Origin of the sequence: Pseudomonas tolaasii NCPPB 2192 (assembly GCF_002813445.1) — a bacterium.
Classification (GTDB): Bacteria; Pseudomonadota; Gammaproteobacteria; order Pseudomonadales; family Pseudomonadaceae; genus Aquipseudomonas; species Aquipseudomonas tolaasii.
Map to the genome: position 1 here is coordinate 5,574,624 of NZ_PHHD01000001.1, position 16,348 is coordinate 5,590,971.

14 protein-coding genes are annotated in these 16,348 nt (G+C 60.7%); 5 read left to right on the forward strand and 9 right to left on the reverse strand.

Going from position 1 to position 16,348, the window contains the following annotated elements; genetic code table 11:
• Positions 1 to 520: 520 nt before the first annotated feature.
• From ATI14_RS25425 to ATI14_RS25445, 5 genes are all read right to left on the reverse strand, one after another.
• Entirely contained in the window at positions 521 to 1,750 is a 1,230-nt protein-coding gene (locus ATI14_RS25425) for a M20/M25/M40 family metallo-hydrolase (protein WP_016968947.1), read from the reverse strand.
• A 46-nt stretch (positions 1,751 to 1,796) separates the two neighbouring features.
• Positions 1,797 to 2,855, reverse strand: coding sequence for a diguanylate cyclase (locus ATI14_RS25430; protein WP_016968946.1), 1,059 nt, complete (start codon positions 2,853 to 2,855; stop codon positions 1,797 to 1,799).
• A 77-nt stretch (positions 2,856 to 2,932) separates the two neighbouring features.
• On the reverse strand, positions 2,933 to 3,565 hold the full coding sequence (locus ATI14_RS25435) for a LysE family translocator (protein ID WP_016968945.1): 633 nt from the start codon (positions 3,563 to 3,565) through the stop codon (positions 2,933 to 2,935).
• Between the two features lie 71 nt (positions 3,566 to 3,636).
• Positions 3,637 to 4,506 (reverse strand): sugar phosphate isomerase/epimerase family protein, encoded by an 870-nt coding sequence (locus ATI14_RS25440; RefSeq protein ID WP_016968944.1) that lies wholly within the window; start codon positions 4,504 to 4,506, stop codon positions 3,637 to 3,639.
• Positions 4,507 to 4,532: 26 nt separating this feature from the next.
• Positions 4,533 to 4,697, reverse strand: a complete 165-nt coding sequence (locus ATI14_RS25445) for a rubredoxin (RefSeq protein ID WP_016968943.1) — start codon at positions 4,695 to 4,697, stop codon at positions 4,533 to 4,535.
• 158 nt (positions 4,698 to 4,855) lie between these two features.
• Between ATI14_RS25445 and ATI14_RS25450 the strand changes: the two genes are divergently transcribed.
• Positions 4,856 to 6,268 carry an aminotransferase-like domain-containing protein gene (locus tag ATI14_RS25450; RefSeq protein ID WP_016968942.1) on the forward strand — a complete coding sequence of 471 codons (1,413 nt, stop codon included), beginning with the start codon at positions 4,856 to 4,858 and terminating at the stop codon, positions 6,266 to 6,268.
• On the opposite strand, the gene ATI14_RS25455 is transcribed toward ATI14_RS25450, so the two are convergent.
• Entirely contained in the window at positions 6,246 to 7,325 is a 1,080-nt protein-coding gene (locus ATI14_RS25455) for a sigma-54 interaction domain-containing protein (RefSeq protein ID WP_016968941.1), read from the reverse strand. The genes ATI14_RS25450 and ATI14_RS25455 overlap by 23 nt on opposite strands.
• A 255-nt stretch (positions 7,326 to 7,580) precedes the next feature.
• On the opposite strand from ATI14_RS25455, the gene ATI14_RS25460 reads away from it, so the two are divergent.
• Both ATI14_RS25460 and ATI14_RS25465 read left to right on the forward strand, forming a co-directional pair.
• Positions 7,581 to 8,321 (forward strand): response regulator, encoded by a 741-nt coding sequence (locus ATI14_RS25460; RefSeq protein WP_016968940.1) that lies wholly within the window; start codon positions 7,581 to 7,583, stop codon positions 8,319 to 8,321.
• Complete coding sequence (locus ATI14_RS25465; protein ID WP_016968939.1) at positions 8,318 to 9,622, forward strand: ATP-binding protein; 1,305 nt, start codon at positions 8,318 to 8,320, stop codon at positions 9,620 to 9,622. Before ATI14_RS25460 ends, ATI14_RS25465 begins: the two co-directional genes overlap by 4 nt.
• 538 nt (positions 9,623 to 10,160) lie before the next feature.
• On the opposite strand, the gene ATI14_RS25475 is transcribed toward ATI14_RS25465, so the two are convergent.
• Positions 10,161 to 10,631 (reverse strand): Lrp/AsnC family transcriptional regulator, encoded by a 471-nt coding sequence (locus tag ATI14_RS25475; protein ID WP_016974052.1) that lies wholly within the window; start codon positions 10,629 to 10,631, stop codon positions 10,161 to 10,163.
• A 123-nt stretch (positions 10,632 to 10,754) separates the two neighbouring features.
• Here ATI14_RS25475 and ATI14_RS25480 point away from each other — a divergent pair, with 123 nt between their 5' ends.
• A complete protein-coding gene (locus tag ATI14_RS25480; RefSeq protein WP_016974053.1) occupies positions 10,755 to 11,999 on the forward strand; it encodes a methionine gamma-lyase in 1,245 nt (414 codons plus the stop codon).
• A gap of 232 nt (positions 12,000 to 12,231) precedes the next feature.
• Complete coding sequence (locus ATI14_RS25485; RefSeq protein ID WP_026083187.1) at positions 12,232 to 12,909, forward strand: helix-turn-helix transcriptional regulator; 678 nt, start codon at positions 12,232 to 12,234, stop codon at positions 12,907 to 12,909.
• Between the two features lie 127 nt (positions 12,910 to 13,036).
• Here the strand turns inward: ATI14_RS25485 and ATI14_RS25490 are convergent, their stop codons facing one another.
• Both ATI14_RS25490 and macA read right to left on the reverse strand, forming a co-directional pair.
• Positions 13,037 to 14,995: a MacB family efflux pump subunit gene (locus ATI14_RS25490; protein WP_080520086.1), complete on the reverse strand. Its 1,959-nt coding sequence runs from the start codon at positions 14,993 to 14,995 to the stop codon at positions 13,037 to 13,039.
• Between the two features lie 3 nt (positions 14,996 to 14,998).
• Entirely contained in the window at positions 14,999 to 16,150 is a 1,152-nt protein-coding gene (gene macA, locus ATI14_RS25495) for a macrolide transporter subunit MacA (protein ID WP_031319593.1), read from the reverse strand.
• Positions 16,151 to 16,348 lie beyond the last annotated feature (198 nt).

Consider the following 16,348-nt stretch of genomic DNA (forward strand, 5'->3'; position numbering starts at 1 on the left):
AAATCTACCCAAAGATAGAGCCTATCTAATCAAACATTTGATTATCGACAGGGACTCAGACTTAAGCTACAGGCACAAAAAGTGCCTAATGGACGCTCTAAGTGCAGCACTTGATAATAACGAATACAACTTTTCCAAATTTTTGCATCAAGACCTGAATTCTCATTGTTCACTCCCTTGTGGGTGGGACCGTATGGACAACCCCAGAAGCTTCTTCGAAGATATTTTCAAGCTTGCCAACGAAGGCTGGCGAGACGACCTTGAAAAAGCTAGCCTCGAAGACCAATCCACCTGGTGAGAACATTACTTACCTCATTACAACCCGAACCGTGTGGCGAGCGAGCTTGCTCGCGCTGGGGCGCGCAGCGGCCCCAATACTGACAACGAATCTATTCAGACAGATTTGCATCGCCAGGTTTGGGGCTGCTACGCAGCCCAGCGCGAGCAAGCTCGCTCGCCACAAGTCACTCGTCGACCTGAAAGGCGTGCTCACCCAAATCGAATGAGCCGCCCACTCAAATCACCGCTTACTCAACTCCACAATCATCCGACTTAGCAAATAAACCCGCGGTACCACACTCTCCACCTCGGCATATTCCTCCGGCGTATGAATATTCCCCCCCACAATCCCAAACCCATCCAGCGTCGGCGTGCCAACCCCGGCCGACAAACTCGCATCCGCCGCCCCGCCGCTGCCTTCAATCGTCAGCTTGCGCCCCAGTTCCCCATAAATCCCCTGGGCAATCGCCACCAACTTGTCCGACTCCGGCGTCTGCGGCATGGGCGGCAAGCCGCGGTGCAAGCTGGTCGTCACCTCGGTTTCCGGAATCAGTTTGTTGGCCGATACCCGTGCCAGGTCTTTCTCGATGCGGTCAAATTCTTCCGGCAAGGCTGCGCGTACGTCGGCTTTGGCGGTGGCCTGGTCGGGGATGACGTTGACGCGGTCGCCGGCTTTGAGCACGGTGAAGTTGATGGTGGTTTTCTTCTCTTCATCACCGAGTTTGCCCAGTTGCAGGATCTGGTGCGCCGCTTCCATGGCAGCGTTGCGGCCCAGTTCCGGGGCGACGCCGGCGTGAGCCGCCTTACCTTTGACTTCGACCACGGCAGTGGCGCTGCCTTTGCGCCACACCACCAGGCCGTCGGCCGGGCGGCCGGGTTCGAGGTTGAGGGTCACGTCGTGTTTTTTGGCGGTGGTGCGGATCAGTTCGGAGGCAGCTTCGGAGCCGCTTTCTTCGCTCGCGTCGAGCAGGAAGGTGATTTGCGCGTAGTCCTTGAAGCCCTGGTTTTTCAGGACCTTGAGCGCGTAGATGCCGGCGACGATGCCGCCCTTGTCATCCATCACACCGGGGCCGTAGGCGCGGCCGTCCTTGATGTGGAATGGGCGTTCGGCGGCCGAGCCTTCCTTGAACACCGTGTCCATGTGGGCCATCAGCAGGATTTTTGCTTTGCCGGTACCTTTGAGCGTGGCGACCACGTGACTGTTGTTGGCGGCTTTGTCCGGCACCAGTTCAATGCTGAAACCCAGCTGTTTCAACTCGTTCACAGCGATGTCGCGCACTTGGGTCAGGCCCGGCTCGTAGCCGGAACCCGAGTCGATATTCACCAGGCGCTCCAGCAATTTCAGGGCTTCGCCCTTGTACTGTTCGGCATCCGCCTGGATTTGTTTGTGGGGTTCGGCGCTGTAGGCCGGCACGGCAAAGGACAAGGCCAGGGTGGCGGCCAGGAGGGTGCGTGAGAAGGTGAAGAGCATGAACCGTTCCTTGTTTTTGTTGGGAGGGACGCCACACCCTACCCCACTAAACCGACCGCAACCAACTCCCCTGCACCGAACTCACGCGGTTGCGCCCACTGCTTTTGGCTTCATATAACGCCTGGTCGGCGTCGTTGAGCCAACTGGTGGAATCGACGTGCGATGCTTGATACGGCGCAAGACCGATACTCAAACTCACGCGCAATGCAGGGTCCTGGGCGTAAGCCAAAGCGTTGAAACGGTCGCGCAGCGCATCCATCACTTCGGTAGCGCGATTGAGCGGCATGTCGGGCAGAATCACGCAGAATTCGTCACCGCCGTAACGCCCGGCAAGGTCGGTAGCGCGCAAATTCTGGCGCAGTACTTTGCTTAATTGGCGCAGTACGATATCGCCGGTGACATGGCCATAGGTGTCATTGATGGTCTTGAAATGGTCGATGTCGAGCAGGGCGATGGCTGCGCCGGCGTCATTTCGGCGGCAGCGCTGGAACTCGATTTCCAGATGATCTTTCCAGGCCCCGTGGTTCAGCAGGCCGGACAAGCTGTCAGTGCGGCTCAGCGCCAGCAATTCGCGTTTGTGTCGGGCCAGGGTCACGGCCTGGCGATAGCAGATCCAGCCAAGCGCCAGGGGATACAGCATGAGGATCGGCAGGCAGGCATACAACTGGGCCTGGGTGGTCACGGCAATAAACGCCGGTGCGAAGACCAGCAGCGAAACGCCGATGCCCAGCGCCTGCGCCACCCAACCGGCAAACATGAAACGCGGCCCGCCGATGGCCACGTTATTCATGGTCATCATCGACAGCGTGGTCACGGCCGGCAGCGGGTTGAAGTGCATCGCGCCAACCCAGAAACCACCGCAGAACGAATCGAACAACAGGTTGCGGCGCTCACTGCGCAAGGCGTTGGTCGCGCGCAACGACCATTGAAACGCCAGATGCGGCCAGACGAAGGCATTGACCAACATCCAGGCCCACACCCACAGCGGCGGGTTGAGCGGGTACATGCCGAACACCACACACACGAAACCGAGCGTCAGCCCCAGGGTGCGGGATTTATACAAGCGAGTAGCGAGCGGAAGTCCATTTCCTCCGACGGCTGACATGGCGTGGTGTGATCCTGAGTGAATGCCTGGAGTCTATCAGGGCAACGTCAAATCGCCACTACCGCTCAGAAGCCCACTCAGTGCGAGAAGCCCCGCGCCAACATCACCGCCACACCCAGCAACAACACTGCCGTAGTACGTTGCAACAACACCCGCCGCTTGGGGTTTTCCAGTACGTGTTTGATGCGCTGGCCGAAATAGCAGTACAGGCAGCCGCTGGCAAACTGCAGCGTCAGAAACGTCAACCCGAGAATGGCGATATCCGCCGCAGAGCTGTGCTCCCCGGCACCGGCAAACTGCGGGAACACGGCGCTGAACATGATGATGGTCTTGGGGTTGGAAAATCCGGTCAGCAAGCCCTTGCCGAACAGGCTACGCGAACCTTCCACAGCCCCCGCCTTATTGATCGATACGCCGCTGCTGGTCCACTGCTTGTAGGCCAGGTAAAGAATGTAGGCCACGCCGACAAACTGGATGGTCTGGGTAATCGCGAGGTTGCCCTTGATCAGCTCCGAAAAGCCCACGGCAAATATCAGGATTGAAATCAGGTACGACACGCTGGCGCCAATCTGCGCCGGGATCGAACTGCGCAAGCCGTCTTTCAAGCCCAGGCTCAACAGCAACAAGGTCATGGGCCCGGGGCTGAAGGTCATGGTGGCGCAAAACAACAGGAAATACAGAAACGAAGACAGCGTTAACGCACTGGTCATGGTCCGGGGCCTTGGATGAATAAAAGCGACAACAACAGGACGCGCGCTCTGAGCGCGCGTCCCGGGCTGGGTCAGGCGACCGCGATTTCGGTCGTGAGGGATTCGCGGTACATCAGCGCCAGGTCAGCCAGGGCGGCCTTGGCGGTCTGGTTGCGGGTTTCGAAGGCCACCAGGCCTTTCCAGTTGGTTTCGACGATGGCCTGCACCACGTCGGCGTAGTCGCAGTTGCCGTCGTGAATGCCGAAGTGCTGGTCCTGCACGCCATTGTTGTTGCTGAAGGAAATGCCCTTGATCAGGTGGTGGTACTTGCGCACCACTTCCGCCGGCAGGCCGTTCTCGATGTTGGCGTGGCCGGCGTCGAGGAAGAAGTACACGTTGCTGTGTTGTTCCAGGCGCTCGAACACAAACGCGTATTCCGCTTCATGGGTGAAGATGTAGTGGAACGGCCGATAGTTGACGTAGTTGGACAGGTTTTCCAGGTAGATATCCGTGCCCCGGGCCTCGGCGTAGCGCGCCAGTTCCTGTACCGACTTGAGGTAATGCTCCAGTGCGACCTTCTTGGCCATCAACACCATTTTCGGCTCGACGATGCAGCCACCGTGAATGATCAACGGCGCGCCCAGGCGGCTGGCGATGTCGATTTCCTTCTTCACGTATTCAACCGCCGCGACACGGAACGCCTCGACATCACTGCCCAGCGGCGCCTTGAAGTTGCCGTGGAAAATCGGCTTTACGCCTGTCGCCGTGATCTGCTCCTGCAACGCGGCGATACGCTCATCGGTCCAGTCATCGACCATCTCGCCAAACAGGCTGCCGTCGATGTACCAATGGGTGCAATGGCCTTCGATGGCCGTTTGCAGGCCCTTTTCGGCAGCCAGGTACTTCTGGTGTGCCACACCGGTACAGAACGGCACGGTGGGGTTGATCAGTTTGCTTTCCATGAAGCGATTCCTTTCGTTATGGAGCGTTAAAGTTCAATGGCCATGAAATCGGCCTTGGTCACGCCGCAATCCGGGCATGTCCAGTCTTCCGGCACCTCTTCCCAAGGGGTACCTGCCGGGATTCCATCTTCAGGAATACCCAATTCTTCTACGTACATAAAACCGCAGGGTGCGCACATATAAGTCTTCATGAGAATGCGAAATCCATTGCTCGCGTGTATGAAATTTCGCCAAATCCTGGCGAGATGGCGCGCAGTCTAGGGGAGCGGCATTGCACAAGGCAGGTAAAGTGATGCCTAATCCGGCCTAACTTCACCGGTAAAAGCACCGGCAAAGACAAGGAAGCTTTATGTTTGTATCCGCCATCGCCTTTGTGGAAGGCGTTCCCAAGGTCCAGCAGATCGTCGAGGCGTTCAGCCAGGCCATCGAAAACGGCGAATGGGCGCCCGGCAGCAAGTTGCCGTCGGTGCGTGAGCTGACCCAAATCCTGGGTGTAAGCAAGTTCACCCTCAACGAAGCGCTGGACCGCCTGCGCGGGCGCAGCCTGCTGACCTCAAGCCAAGGCCGCGGCTACTTCGTGGCGATGGACACCGCCCGCCCCGCCTCGGTGGCCTGGGTGGATTTATTGCCCCAGGACCTGCTCAGCGTGCTGCGTCGCCCGCTGGTCACCGCCAGCGGCGAGCTGCGCCCCGGTGGCGGGCATTTGCCGGAAGACTGGTTGAATGCCGAAGCCATCCGCCAGGCCATGCGCAGCGTGGTGCGCGCGCCGTCGTTGCGTATCGCCGGGCTGGGCACACCGGCCGGGTTGCTGCCATTGCGCCAGGCCCTGCAACAGAAGCTGCACAGCGAAGGTTTATCGGTGCCGCTGGAGCAAATCATCACCACGCCCAACACCGTGCAAGGCCTGGACATGCTCATGCGCCTGCTCGCCCGCCCCGGCGACACGGTGCTGCTGGACGCACCGTGCTACTTCAACTTCCACGCCAACCTGGCGCTGCACGGGGTCAAGGTAGTGACCATCGAGCGCCGCCCCGACGGCTTCGACTTCACCGCCCTGGAACACTTGCTGGCCGAGCATCGCCCCAGCCTGTACCTGACCACCAGCGTGCTGCATAACCCCACCGGCCATTCGTTCAGCCCCAGCCAGGCCTTTCGCCTGCTGCAACTGACCCGGCAGTACCACTGCCATATCGTCGAGGACGACCTCTACGGCGACCTGCACCCCAACCCGCCGCCACGCCTGGCCGCCCTCGCCGGGCTGGAGCAGGTCACCTACCTGTCGGGCTTCTCGAAAATCCTCAGCGCCAACACCCGTGTCAGCTACGTGGTGGCCGCCCCCCAATTGGCGGCGAACCTGACCAATATGAAATTGATGAGCGGCGGCGTGACTTCGGAGCTGTTTGAGCAGATCGTCTACCGCATGCTCAGCGAAGGCAGCTACGCCAAGCATCGCAAGCGCATGGTGCAGCGCTTGATGGAAGCCGGCGGGCGCGTCGAACAGTGGCTAAAGCGCTGCGGTTGCGAGCTGCCGATGGCCTATGAAGGCGGGATGTTTATTTGGGCGCGCCTGCCGCCGGGAGTGAACGGCGAACTGCTGGCCCAGGAGGCGTTGAAACGCAGCCTGGTATTGGCACCGGGTGCGCTGTTCGGCTACGACCCGGCGCACCGCGATTCGATGCGGTTTAACGTGGCCCACACCGATGAGCCACGGGCGCAACGGGTGTTTGAAGCGCTGTTGCTCAAGGCCGTGCGCGGCCCTTGAGCATGCCGTGGTTGACCAGCAACGTGCGCATGGCATTGCGGGTGATGCCCAGCAGATCCGCCGTGCGCAGCTGGTTGAAGCCACAAAACGCAAACGCCTCGCGCACGATCAGGTCTTCGATGTCGTGGAGCAAGGTGTCCCCCGGCACCTCGAACAACCTCAGCAATTGCTCGCGCATCACCTCTTGGGGAATGCGCGGCGCACCACTGTTGACGCTGGCGTGCATCGCACTGAGCCCGGCGGAAAACTTCAGGTGGCTGGGCATGATCGGCTTGTCGCCCGCCACCAGTAAAGCCAGGTGCACCACGTTTTCCAGCTCGCGGATATTGCCCGGCCACGGATAATCCAGCAGCGCCTGGGTAGCGGACTCAGAGAGCATCGGCTCGGCGATTTTCAGCCTGGCCGCGTAAGCCCGGCGAAAGTGCTCCACCAGCGGCAAAATATCCAGCGGCCGCTCGCGCAGAGGCAACACCTGCACCTGGGCGACATTGATGCGGTAGAACAAATCGAGACGAAAATTGCCCGCCTCCACCGCCTGTTCGAGGTCGATGTTGGTGGCGGTAACCAGGCGGATATTGATCTTGATGGGTTTGCGTGAGCCCACCCGCACCACTTCCTGCTCCTGCAGCACGCGCAGCAACTTCACCTGTAAAGGCAGCGGCAAGTCGCCAATTTCATCCAGAAACAGCGTGCCGCCGTCGGCCTCTTCAAACCAGCCGCCACGCCTGCCCACCGCGCCGGAAAACGCTCCGGCCTCGTGCCCGAAAAACTCGCTTTCGGCGAGGGTTTCACTGATGGCACCGCAGTTCACCGGCACAAACGCACCCGTGCGCCCGCTGGCACTGTGAATGTAACGCGCCACCAGTTCCTTGCCGGTGCCGGTCTCGCCATTGATCAACACCGGCGCGTCGCTGGGGCCGACGCGTTTTAAATAGTCGAGCAGTTGCAACGAACGCGGGTCGGAAAATACCAGGGCCTTGGCGCGGATCGACAACGGGTCTTTTTCGCCCTGGGGCAAAGTCAGGATCGGCGTGGGCTGCCCGTGGGGACGGTTCATGAACAATTTCCCGGCGGCGAGATAAAGAAGTGAGCGTGACTCTACCCAGCCGCACATATAACTAGAAATATTAAAAATTCATTAGTACATAACCGTTTATCGGCACCCGGAACGCCTCGAACCCTGCCCCACCGGCAATTTTGCGTCGTCGTGTATCTGCATATCGCCAGATACACTGCAATACAAAGGGCACAAGGCAACGGCGTCGCCAGTGGCTAGACTGCGCCCCAACGAGCATTTAACGAGGAAGGCAGCATGGATCATGTCGATCACATCCTGATCGTCGATGACGACCGGGAGATCCGCGAACTGGTGGGCAATTACCTGAAGAAAAACGGCATGCGCACCACGGTGGTCGCCGACGGTCGCCAGATGCGCAGCTTCCTCGAGACCACCCCCGTGGATTTGATCGTGCTGGATATCATGATGCCCGGCGACGACGGCTTGCAGCTGTGCCGCGAGCTGCGGGTGGGCAAACACAAGGCCACACCGGTGCTGATGCTCACGGCACGCAACGACGAAACCGACCGCATCATCGGTCTGGAAATGGGCGCCGACGATTACCTGGTCAAACCTTTTGCCGCCCGCGAATTGCTGGCACGCATCAACGCCGTACTGCGCCGCACCCGCATGCTGCCGCCGAACCTGGTGGTGAGCGAAACCGGGCGCCTGATTCGCTTTGGCCGTTGGCGCCTGGACACCACCGCCCGCCACCTGCTGGATGAGGACGACACGCTGGTGGCCCTGAGCGGCGCGGAGTATCGCCTGTTGCGGGTGTTTCTCGACCACCCGCAGCGCGTGCTCAACCGTGACCAATTGCTCAACCTGACCCAAGGCCGCGACGCCGACCTGTTCGACCGTTCCATTGACCTGCTGGTCAGCCGTCTGCGCCAGCGCCTGCTGGATGACGCCCGCGAACCGGCCTATATCAAGACCGTACGCAGCGAGGGTTATGTGTTTTCCCTGGCCGTGGAAATCCTCGGGGCCGATCAATGAATTGGCGTTTGGGCTGGCCGCGCACGCTGGCGTCACAACTGTCGCTGATCTTCTTGATCAGCCTAGTGTGCGCCCATGGTTTGTCCTTCAGCGCGCAGTTCTACGAGCGCTACATCAGCGCACGCACGGCAATGCTCGGCAACCTGGAAAACGACGTCTCGACCTCGGTGGCCATCCTCGACCGCCTGCCCGCAGAGGAACGCGCCAGCTGGCTGCCGCGCATCGACCGGCAGAACTATCGCTACCTGCTCAACGCCGGCGAAACCGGTGAACCCATGAGCAGCGACGATGTGCCGATGGCCGCCACTTCCATCTCGGACGCACTGGGCGAGCACTATGCCCTGACCTTCCGCGACATTCCCGGCATGCAGAAGCACTTTCAGGCGCACCTGACCCTGGCCGACGGCAACCCGATCACCATCGACGTACGCCCCGCCCCCCTGCCCGTCGCCTACTGGCTGCCGGTGGTGCTGGTGCTGCAACTGGCGCTGCTGCTCGGCTGCACCTGGATCGCCGTGCGCCTGGCCATCCGCCCACTGACCCGCCTGGCCCGCGCCGTGGAAACCCTGGACCCGAACGCCCACCCCACCCCTCTGGACGAACAAGGCCCCACCGAAGTCGCCCACGCGGCGGCGGCGTTCAACGAAATGCAGCAGCGCATCGCCGAATACCTTAAGGAACGCATGCAGATCCTCGCGGCGATTTCCCACGACCTGCAAACCCCGATCACCCGCATGAAACTACGCGCCGAGTTCATGGAGGACTGCGCCGAGCGCGACAAGCTGTGGAGCGACCTGAGTGAAATGGAGCACCTGGTGCGTGAGGGCGTGGCCTATGCGCGCAGCGTGCACGGCGCAACCGAAGCCAGCCACCGGATTGATCTGGACGCGTTTCTCGACAGCCTGGTGTTCGACTATCAGGACATGCACAAACAGGTCAGCCTCAGCGGCAAAAGCGCGGTGGTGCTCGATACCCGGCCGCACGCCCTGCGCCGGGTACTGGTGAACCTGGTGGACAACGCCTTGAAATTCGCCGGCAGCGCGGAGTTGGAGGTAGGCTCGACGCCGGCCGGCGAGTTGTCGATCAAGGTGCTGGACCGCGGGCCCGGAATTGCCGAAGACGAGTTGGTGCAGGTGATGCAGCCATTTTATCGAGTGGAGAGCTCGCGCAATCGCGGAACGGGCGGGACGGGGTTGGGCCTGGCGATTGCGCAGCAACTGGCGGTGGCGGTTGGGGGGTCGTTGCGGTTGAGTAATCGGGTTGGAGGGGGATTGTGTGCTGAGGTTCGGGTGGGGCTTTGAGGTTGGTTTGTGGTGTACATATCCGTTATTCAGGTAACGGCCGCTATGGGTTCCGCCCTTACGGCGGGTCACTTTTGGAAAAGAGCCCCAAAAGTAACCAAAAGGGCTCTTGCCCCTACACTCGGCACCTCGCTCACGCTCGGTGTGCCCAAGATCAAAAGCAAAAGCACGGCGGCCTTAGAGCCGGCCTGAGTGGTGTGAAGCAAAAGCGGTCTGTGTGGGAGCTGGCTTGCCTGCGATGGCATCAACTGGTTGTAACTGAAAGACCGAGGTGTCTGCATCGCAGGCAAGCCAGCTCCCACAGAAAAGCAGACCTGTGCAGTTATTGAAGTCTTACTCGGTCAGAAATGTGGGAGCGGGCTTGCTCGCGAATGCAGTCTGTCAGTTACAAATATGCTGACTGATCCACCGCTTTCGCGAGCAAGCCCGCTCCCACAATTGGATCTCCATTTCGTCTGGGAGTTTGCGCTGTTCAAAGTGACCCGCCGTAAGGGCGGAACCATAGGCAGCCATCACCCAAATAACGGATACACCCCCATCACCCAGGCAGCGGAATCACCCGCAACCGCCGCACCGACTTATACGAAAAGCTCGAATAAATCTCCTTCACGCACGGCAGCGTCTGCAACACTTCCCGGGCAAATTCGCCAAACGACTCCAGGTCCTTGGCCACCACTTCCAGCAAAAAGTCATAACGCCCCGACACGTTATGGCACGCCACCACCTCGGGAATCTCCAGCAAACGCTGTTCAAACGCCCGGGCGATTTCCTGGGTGTGGCTCTCCATCATGATGCTGACAAACGCCGTTACCCCATACCCCAGCGCCTTGGGCGACAGGATCGCCTGATAGCCGCTGATCACCCCACTCTCTTCCAGGTTACGCACCCGTCGCCAACACGGCGAAGTGGTAAGGGAAACCCGGTCGGCCAGTTCGGCCACGGTCAGCCGGGCATTGCCTTGCAGGGCGTTTAAAAGGGCTTTGTCGGTACGGTCCAGGCTCACGGGCATGTTTTGCCTCATTTGTTTATTTTCAGAAGCTTTTCATCCCCTTACGCGGGATTTTTCGGCACTTTTTGCAACGTTCATCTTTGGTTATGAGCATAGCATTGTAGGAAATAAGGAGCGTCCGACATGAACAATAAACACAATACATTCGGCTTTTCCACCCGCGCGATACACCACGGTTACGACCCCAAAGACCACCATGGCGCGCTCGTGCCGCCGACTTACTTGTCCGCCACCTTCGCCTTTCCTACCGTGGAATACGGCGCTGCGTGTTTTGCCGGAGAAGCCGGCGGGCATTTCTATACACGCATCTCCAACCCGACCCTGGCGCTGTTGGAATCGCGCATGGCCACCCTCGAACACGGTGAGGCCGCCGTGGCGTTCAGCTCCGGGATGGGCGCGATTGCCGCAACGTTCTGGACCCTGCTGCGCCCCGGCGATGAAGTGATCGTCAGCCAGACCCTTTATGGCTGCACGTTCGCCCTGCTGCACCACGGCATCGGCGAATTCGGCATCAAGGTGCGGCATGTCGACCTCACCGACCTCGATGCCTTGCGCGCTGCACTCTCCCCCGCCACCCGCATGATCTACTGCGAAACCCCGGCCAACCCCAACCTGCGCCTGGTGGACATCGCCGCCGTAGCCGCGCTCGCCCATCAACAGCCCAACGTCACCCTGGTGGTCGACAACACCTACTGCACGCCCTACCTGCAACGGCCGCTGGAACTGGGCGCTGACGTGGTGGTGCATTCGGCGACCAAATACCTCAGCGGTCATGGCGATATCACGGCGGGCATCGCCGTGAGCAGCCACGCCCTGGCCCAGCGTATCCGTCTGCAAGGGCTCAAGGACCTGACCGGCGCGGTGATGTCGCCCCAGGACGCCTCCCTGCTCATGCGTGGCCTCAAGACACTGGCCCTGCGCATGGACCGCCATTGCAGTAATGCCCAGGCCGTGGCCGAAGCGTTGCAGGCGCACCCCGCCGTGCAGTCGGTGACCTACCCCGGCTTGAGATCTTTCCCACAGTACGAATTGGCAGCGCGGCAGATGAAACAGTCTGGCGGCATGATTGCCTTTGAACTCAAGGGCGGGATTGAAACCGGCCGACGTTTCATGAATGCGCTCAAGCTGTTCACTCGAGCGGTCAGCCTGGGTGATGCCGAGTCGCTGGCCCAGCATCCGGCCAGCATGACCCACTCCACTTACACCCCCGAAGAGCGTGCGCAACACGGCATCAGCGAAGGTCTGGTGCGTTTATCGGTAGGGCTGGAGGACGTCGCCGACCTGCTGGCGGATGTGCAACAGGCGCTGGCCAAATGCAGCCGCGCGGCCCCCCGTGAGGCGATGCCGGCCGCCCATGCCGTGAGATAAGGCCCAAGCCCCGCGTTATCATTTCCCACAGACGGTGGTCGGACAGGTCCGACCACCGTTATGCGTCGTTAATCTGTTTTTTTTGCAGATTGGATCCCCATGCTATGGCCAGGCTGTACTAGCATGTGTCTCGGCGGGAGTATTATCACTGTAGGTTATTAAGCCTGGCCACCTTATTGATTCCCGCTGCTGTAAGGCTGAATTCCTGCACTCGAAACTCATGGACGAACTGATGAACTCACACCTGTTCCCACATATAGGCAAGGTCATCGCCAGCACCGGCAGTCGCCATTTCCCACGCATGCTGCATGACCTGATCCTCACTCAATTGGCAGTGGACGCCACGCACATCACGCAATTACGGGTGAACCCCGAAGGACACACCCGCCGCAAAATCAGCCCGGTCTACACCGATTCGGTGGCTGAACTGGGCCAGGAACAACCTGCCGCACAATTGCACCTCACACGTCGCAAGGAAGACGTGCGCTATGTGCTGTCGGTGTACCGCTCGCACCGGTCCGAAAGTTTCTCGCCACAGGAACGCAGCATGTTGCAGGACTTCTCCTCGCTGCTGCTGCCCATGGTCGAAAAACACATCACCGCGATTCAGCCGTGCCGACAGGACCCTGAGCCGGTCGTGCCGGAAAGCCAGGGCATCGACACCCTGCGTCAGCGTATTCAAGAGCGGTTGGTGCAGTCGGGCCTGACCCTCTCCAACCGTGAACTGGAAGTGTGCGTGGGCTTGCTGGCCGGGCGTACCGCGCCGGAGTTGGCGGAGCAACTGGCATTGAAGGTCAACACCATCGAAAGCTACCTCAAACGTGCCGCGAACAAGCTGGGGATCAGCGGACGGCACTCGTTGTTGCGGTGGATGTATTCCACTGATGAAGGAAACGCCACCCTTCTCTAATTCTCCCCACTACCCTGTGGGAGCTAGCTTGCCTGCGATGCGCACGACTCGGTACATCAGGCATACCCGGTTGATGCCATCGCAGGCAAGCCAGCTCCCACATTTGATCTCCAATGCCCGGGAAGTATCAGTCTCTCGCCAACGCCTCAATCGGGTCCAGCCGCGCCGCATTCCTGGCGGGTACAAACCCGAACACAATGCCGATCAGCGTCGAGCAGGCAAATGCCGTGATGATCGAGCCCAGTGAAAACACCATCTCCCACTCTTTCACAAACAACGAAAACAGAGAGCCGATGGCGTAAGACAGCGAGATGCCGATGATCCCGCCGATCAGACACACCATCACCGCCTCCACCAGAAACTGCTGGCGGATGTCCGACTGCCGCGCGCCCACCGCCATGCGAATGCCGATCTCACGGGTACGCTCGGTAACCGACACCAGCATGATGTTCATCACGCCAATACCCCCCACCAGCAACGAAATCACCGCGATCAGCGACAGCAGCAGCGCCAGCGAGCGGCTGGTTTTCTGCACGGTCTGCATGATGCTGTCGAGGTTGTTGGTGAAGAAGTCCTTGGTGCCGTGGCGTTGCAGCATCAGCTTGTTGACGTTGTCTTCCACCACCTTGCTCGGCTGGCCGTCCTTGATGCGCACGGTGATGCTGTCCAGATGGCGCTGGCCCAACAGCCGCCCCGCCGCCGTTTCGTAAGGCACCCACACGTTCAGCGCTTTACTGGCGGCGAACATGTTCTTGTTGTCGGCAGTCACACCGATCACGGTGCACGGCAAGCTGCCCACCAGAATCACCTGGCCCAGCGGGTCCACATTCGGCCCGAACAGCCGGTTGCGGGTGTTGTGGTCGATCACCACCACCTGTGCCTGACGCCGCGCATGGCTTTCGCTGAAGGCAATACCGGCTTCCAGCTTGAGGCCTTTGACCTTGAAGTAGCGGTCGCTGACACCATTGACCTGCGCGTCCACGTCGATGTTGCCGAAGCGCAGCAACAGGTTGCGACCCACCACCGGCGTGGCGCTGTCGACGTAATACAGCTGGTTCAATGCGTCCACATCCGAGGGCATCAGGGTCTGGATGGCCGAGGCGCGGCTGTCGCCAAAACTGGTGCCGGAAAAGATGTCGATGGTATTGCTGCCGATGGCCTGGATGTCCTTGAGTACATAGCGCTTGGCGCCTTCGCCGATGGCCGAGATGGACACCACCGAAGTGATGCCGATCACAATGCCGAGCATGGTCAGCAAGGTGCGCATGCGGTGCGACACCAGCGCCACCCACGCCATGTTGAAGGCTTCCTTGAACAACCCCAGGCTCGCCACCAGGCGCCGCGCACCACTACGCTTGGGCTCGATGGGCGCCCCGTCGGGCAGTTCCAGGCCAACACTGTCATTGGCCTTGTCGCTGACGATTTCGCCGTCGCTGACTTCGACGATGCGCTGGGCATTGGCCGCCACCTTGGGGTCGTGGGTGACGATAATCACCGTGTGCCCCGCGGCGTGCAGCTCGGCGAGGATGCGCATCACCTCCTTGCCGCTGTGGCTGTCGAGGGCGCCGGTGGGTTCGTCGGCGAGGATCACTTCGCCGCCGTTCATCAAGGCCCGGGCAATACTCACCCGCTGCTGTTGCCCGCCGGACAGCTGGCTGGGCCGGTGCGTGGTATGCCCCGCCAGCCCCAGCCGGTCCAGCAACTCACGCGCACGGCTGTGGCGCTGGGTTTGCGGCGTACCGGCATAGATCGCCGGCATTTCCACGTTGTGCAAGGCACTCAAATGCGCCAGCAGGTGATAACGCTGGAAGATAAAGCCGAAGTAATCACGACGCAGCTCCGCCAGTTGCTCATCGCCCAGCGAACGGGTCTCGATGCCGTTGATTTTGTAGCTGCCGGCCGTGGCGTAATCCAGGCCGCCGAGGATGTTCATCAGGGTGGATTTCCCCGACCCCGAGGCACCGATAATGGCGACCATTTCCCCGGCATGAATCGTCAGGTCGATGCCCTTGAGCGCGATGAATTCACGCTCGCCGGCCATGAAACTGCGGGTGATGCCCTTGAGTTCCAAGAGTGGCTGGGTCATGCGTCAGCTCCCCGCCACGGCGGGCGTCGCGTCGCCGATCACCACTTTGTCGCCCTCGGCCAGGCCTTCAAGCACCTGCACCTTGACGTTGTTGTTGATGCCGGTCTTCACATCCCGCGACACCGCCTGGCCCTTGGCATCCAGCACGCGCAACGGGTAGCTGCCGTCCTTGTTGCGCTCACCCAGCGCCGCCACCGGCACCATCAACGCCGCCTGCGCGGTGTCGAGCACGATGCGCACCTGGGCCGTCATGGAGATGCGCAGGCGGTGATCCGGATTGGGCACGTCAAACAGCGCGTTATAGAACACCGCGGTGTTCTGCTTGGGGGTGCCGGCGGTCTGGGTTTCGAGGAAGTTCTGCGGCGCCGGCTCCGTGCCGCGCAGCTTGGCGTAGTAGCGCTTGTCGGCCTCGCCGAGGATGGTGAAATACACCGGCTGGCCGGGGCTGATGTGGATCACGTCAGCTTCCGAAACCTGGGCCTTGACGGTCATGGTGTCCAGGTCAGCCAGCTTGAGCAGCACCGGCGCCAGCTGGTTGGCGATCACGGTCTGGCCTTCCTGGGTGACGATGCCCACCACATCGCCGTCGATGGGCGCGACGATGCGGGTGTAAGCCAGGTTGACCTTGGCGGTGTCGATCTGGATATGCGCATTCTTGATTTGCGCATCCAGCGACAACAGGTTGGCCTGCTGCACGTGGAAATTGGACTCGGCGTCTTCAAAGTCCTGGCGCGACACCGATGCGTCATCCTGCAGGCCTTTGTAACGTTCATACACTGACTTGGCCTGCCTGAGCTGGGCCGCCGTGGCGCGGCGCTGGGCCTGCAGGTCCTCTTCGTCCACCTGAGCCTTGCGCAAGGTGTTTTGCAGGATCAGCGGGTCGATCTCGGCCAGCCACTGGCCTTTTTTCACCTTGTCGCCGACCTTGACCTTGAGGGACTTGAGCTGCCCGGAGACCTGGGCGCCGACGTCGACCTGCTTGACGCCTTCGAGCAAGCCGGTGGCCAATACAGCGTTTTCAATGTCACCGCGTTCGGCGGTGGCCGTGAGGTATTGCGGTGCGTCGGCGGGGGCCTGGACGGTGTAGACCACCAGGCCGATGGCGACAGCCAGTACGGTGAGCATTCCGAGTTTGCGAAGCTTTGACTTTTCCATAAATGACCATGAAGTGGTGACTTGGGGGTTGATCGTGTGCATATCCGTTGTTGCGTTAACGGCTGATGCGGGTTCCGCCCTTACGGCGGGTCACTTTGGGAGCTGGCTCGCCTGCGATGGCATCCACTGGTTTTGCCTGATGGACCCAGGTGTCTGGATCGCAGGCAAGCCAGCTCCCACAGAAGAGCGGCGCCAGGT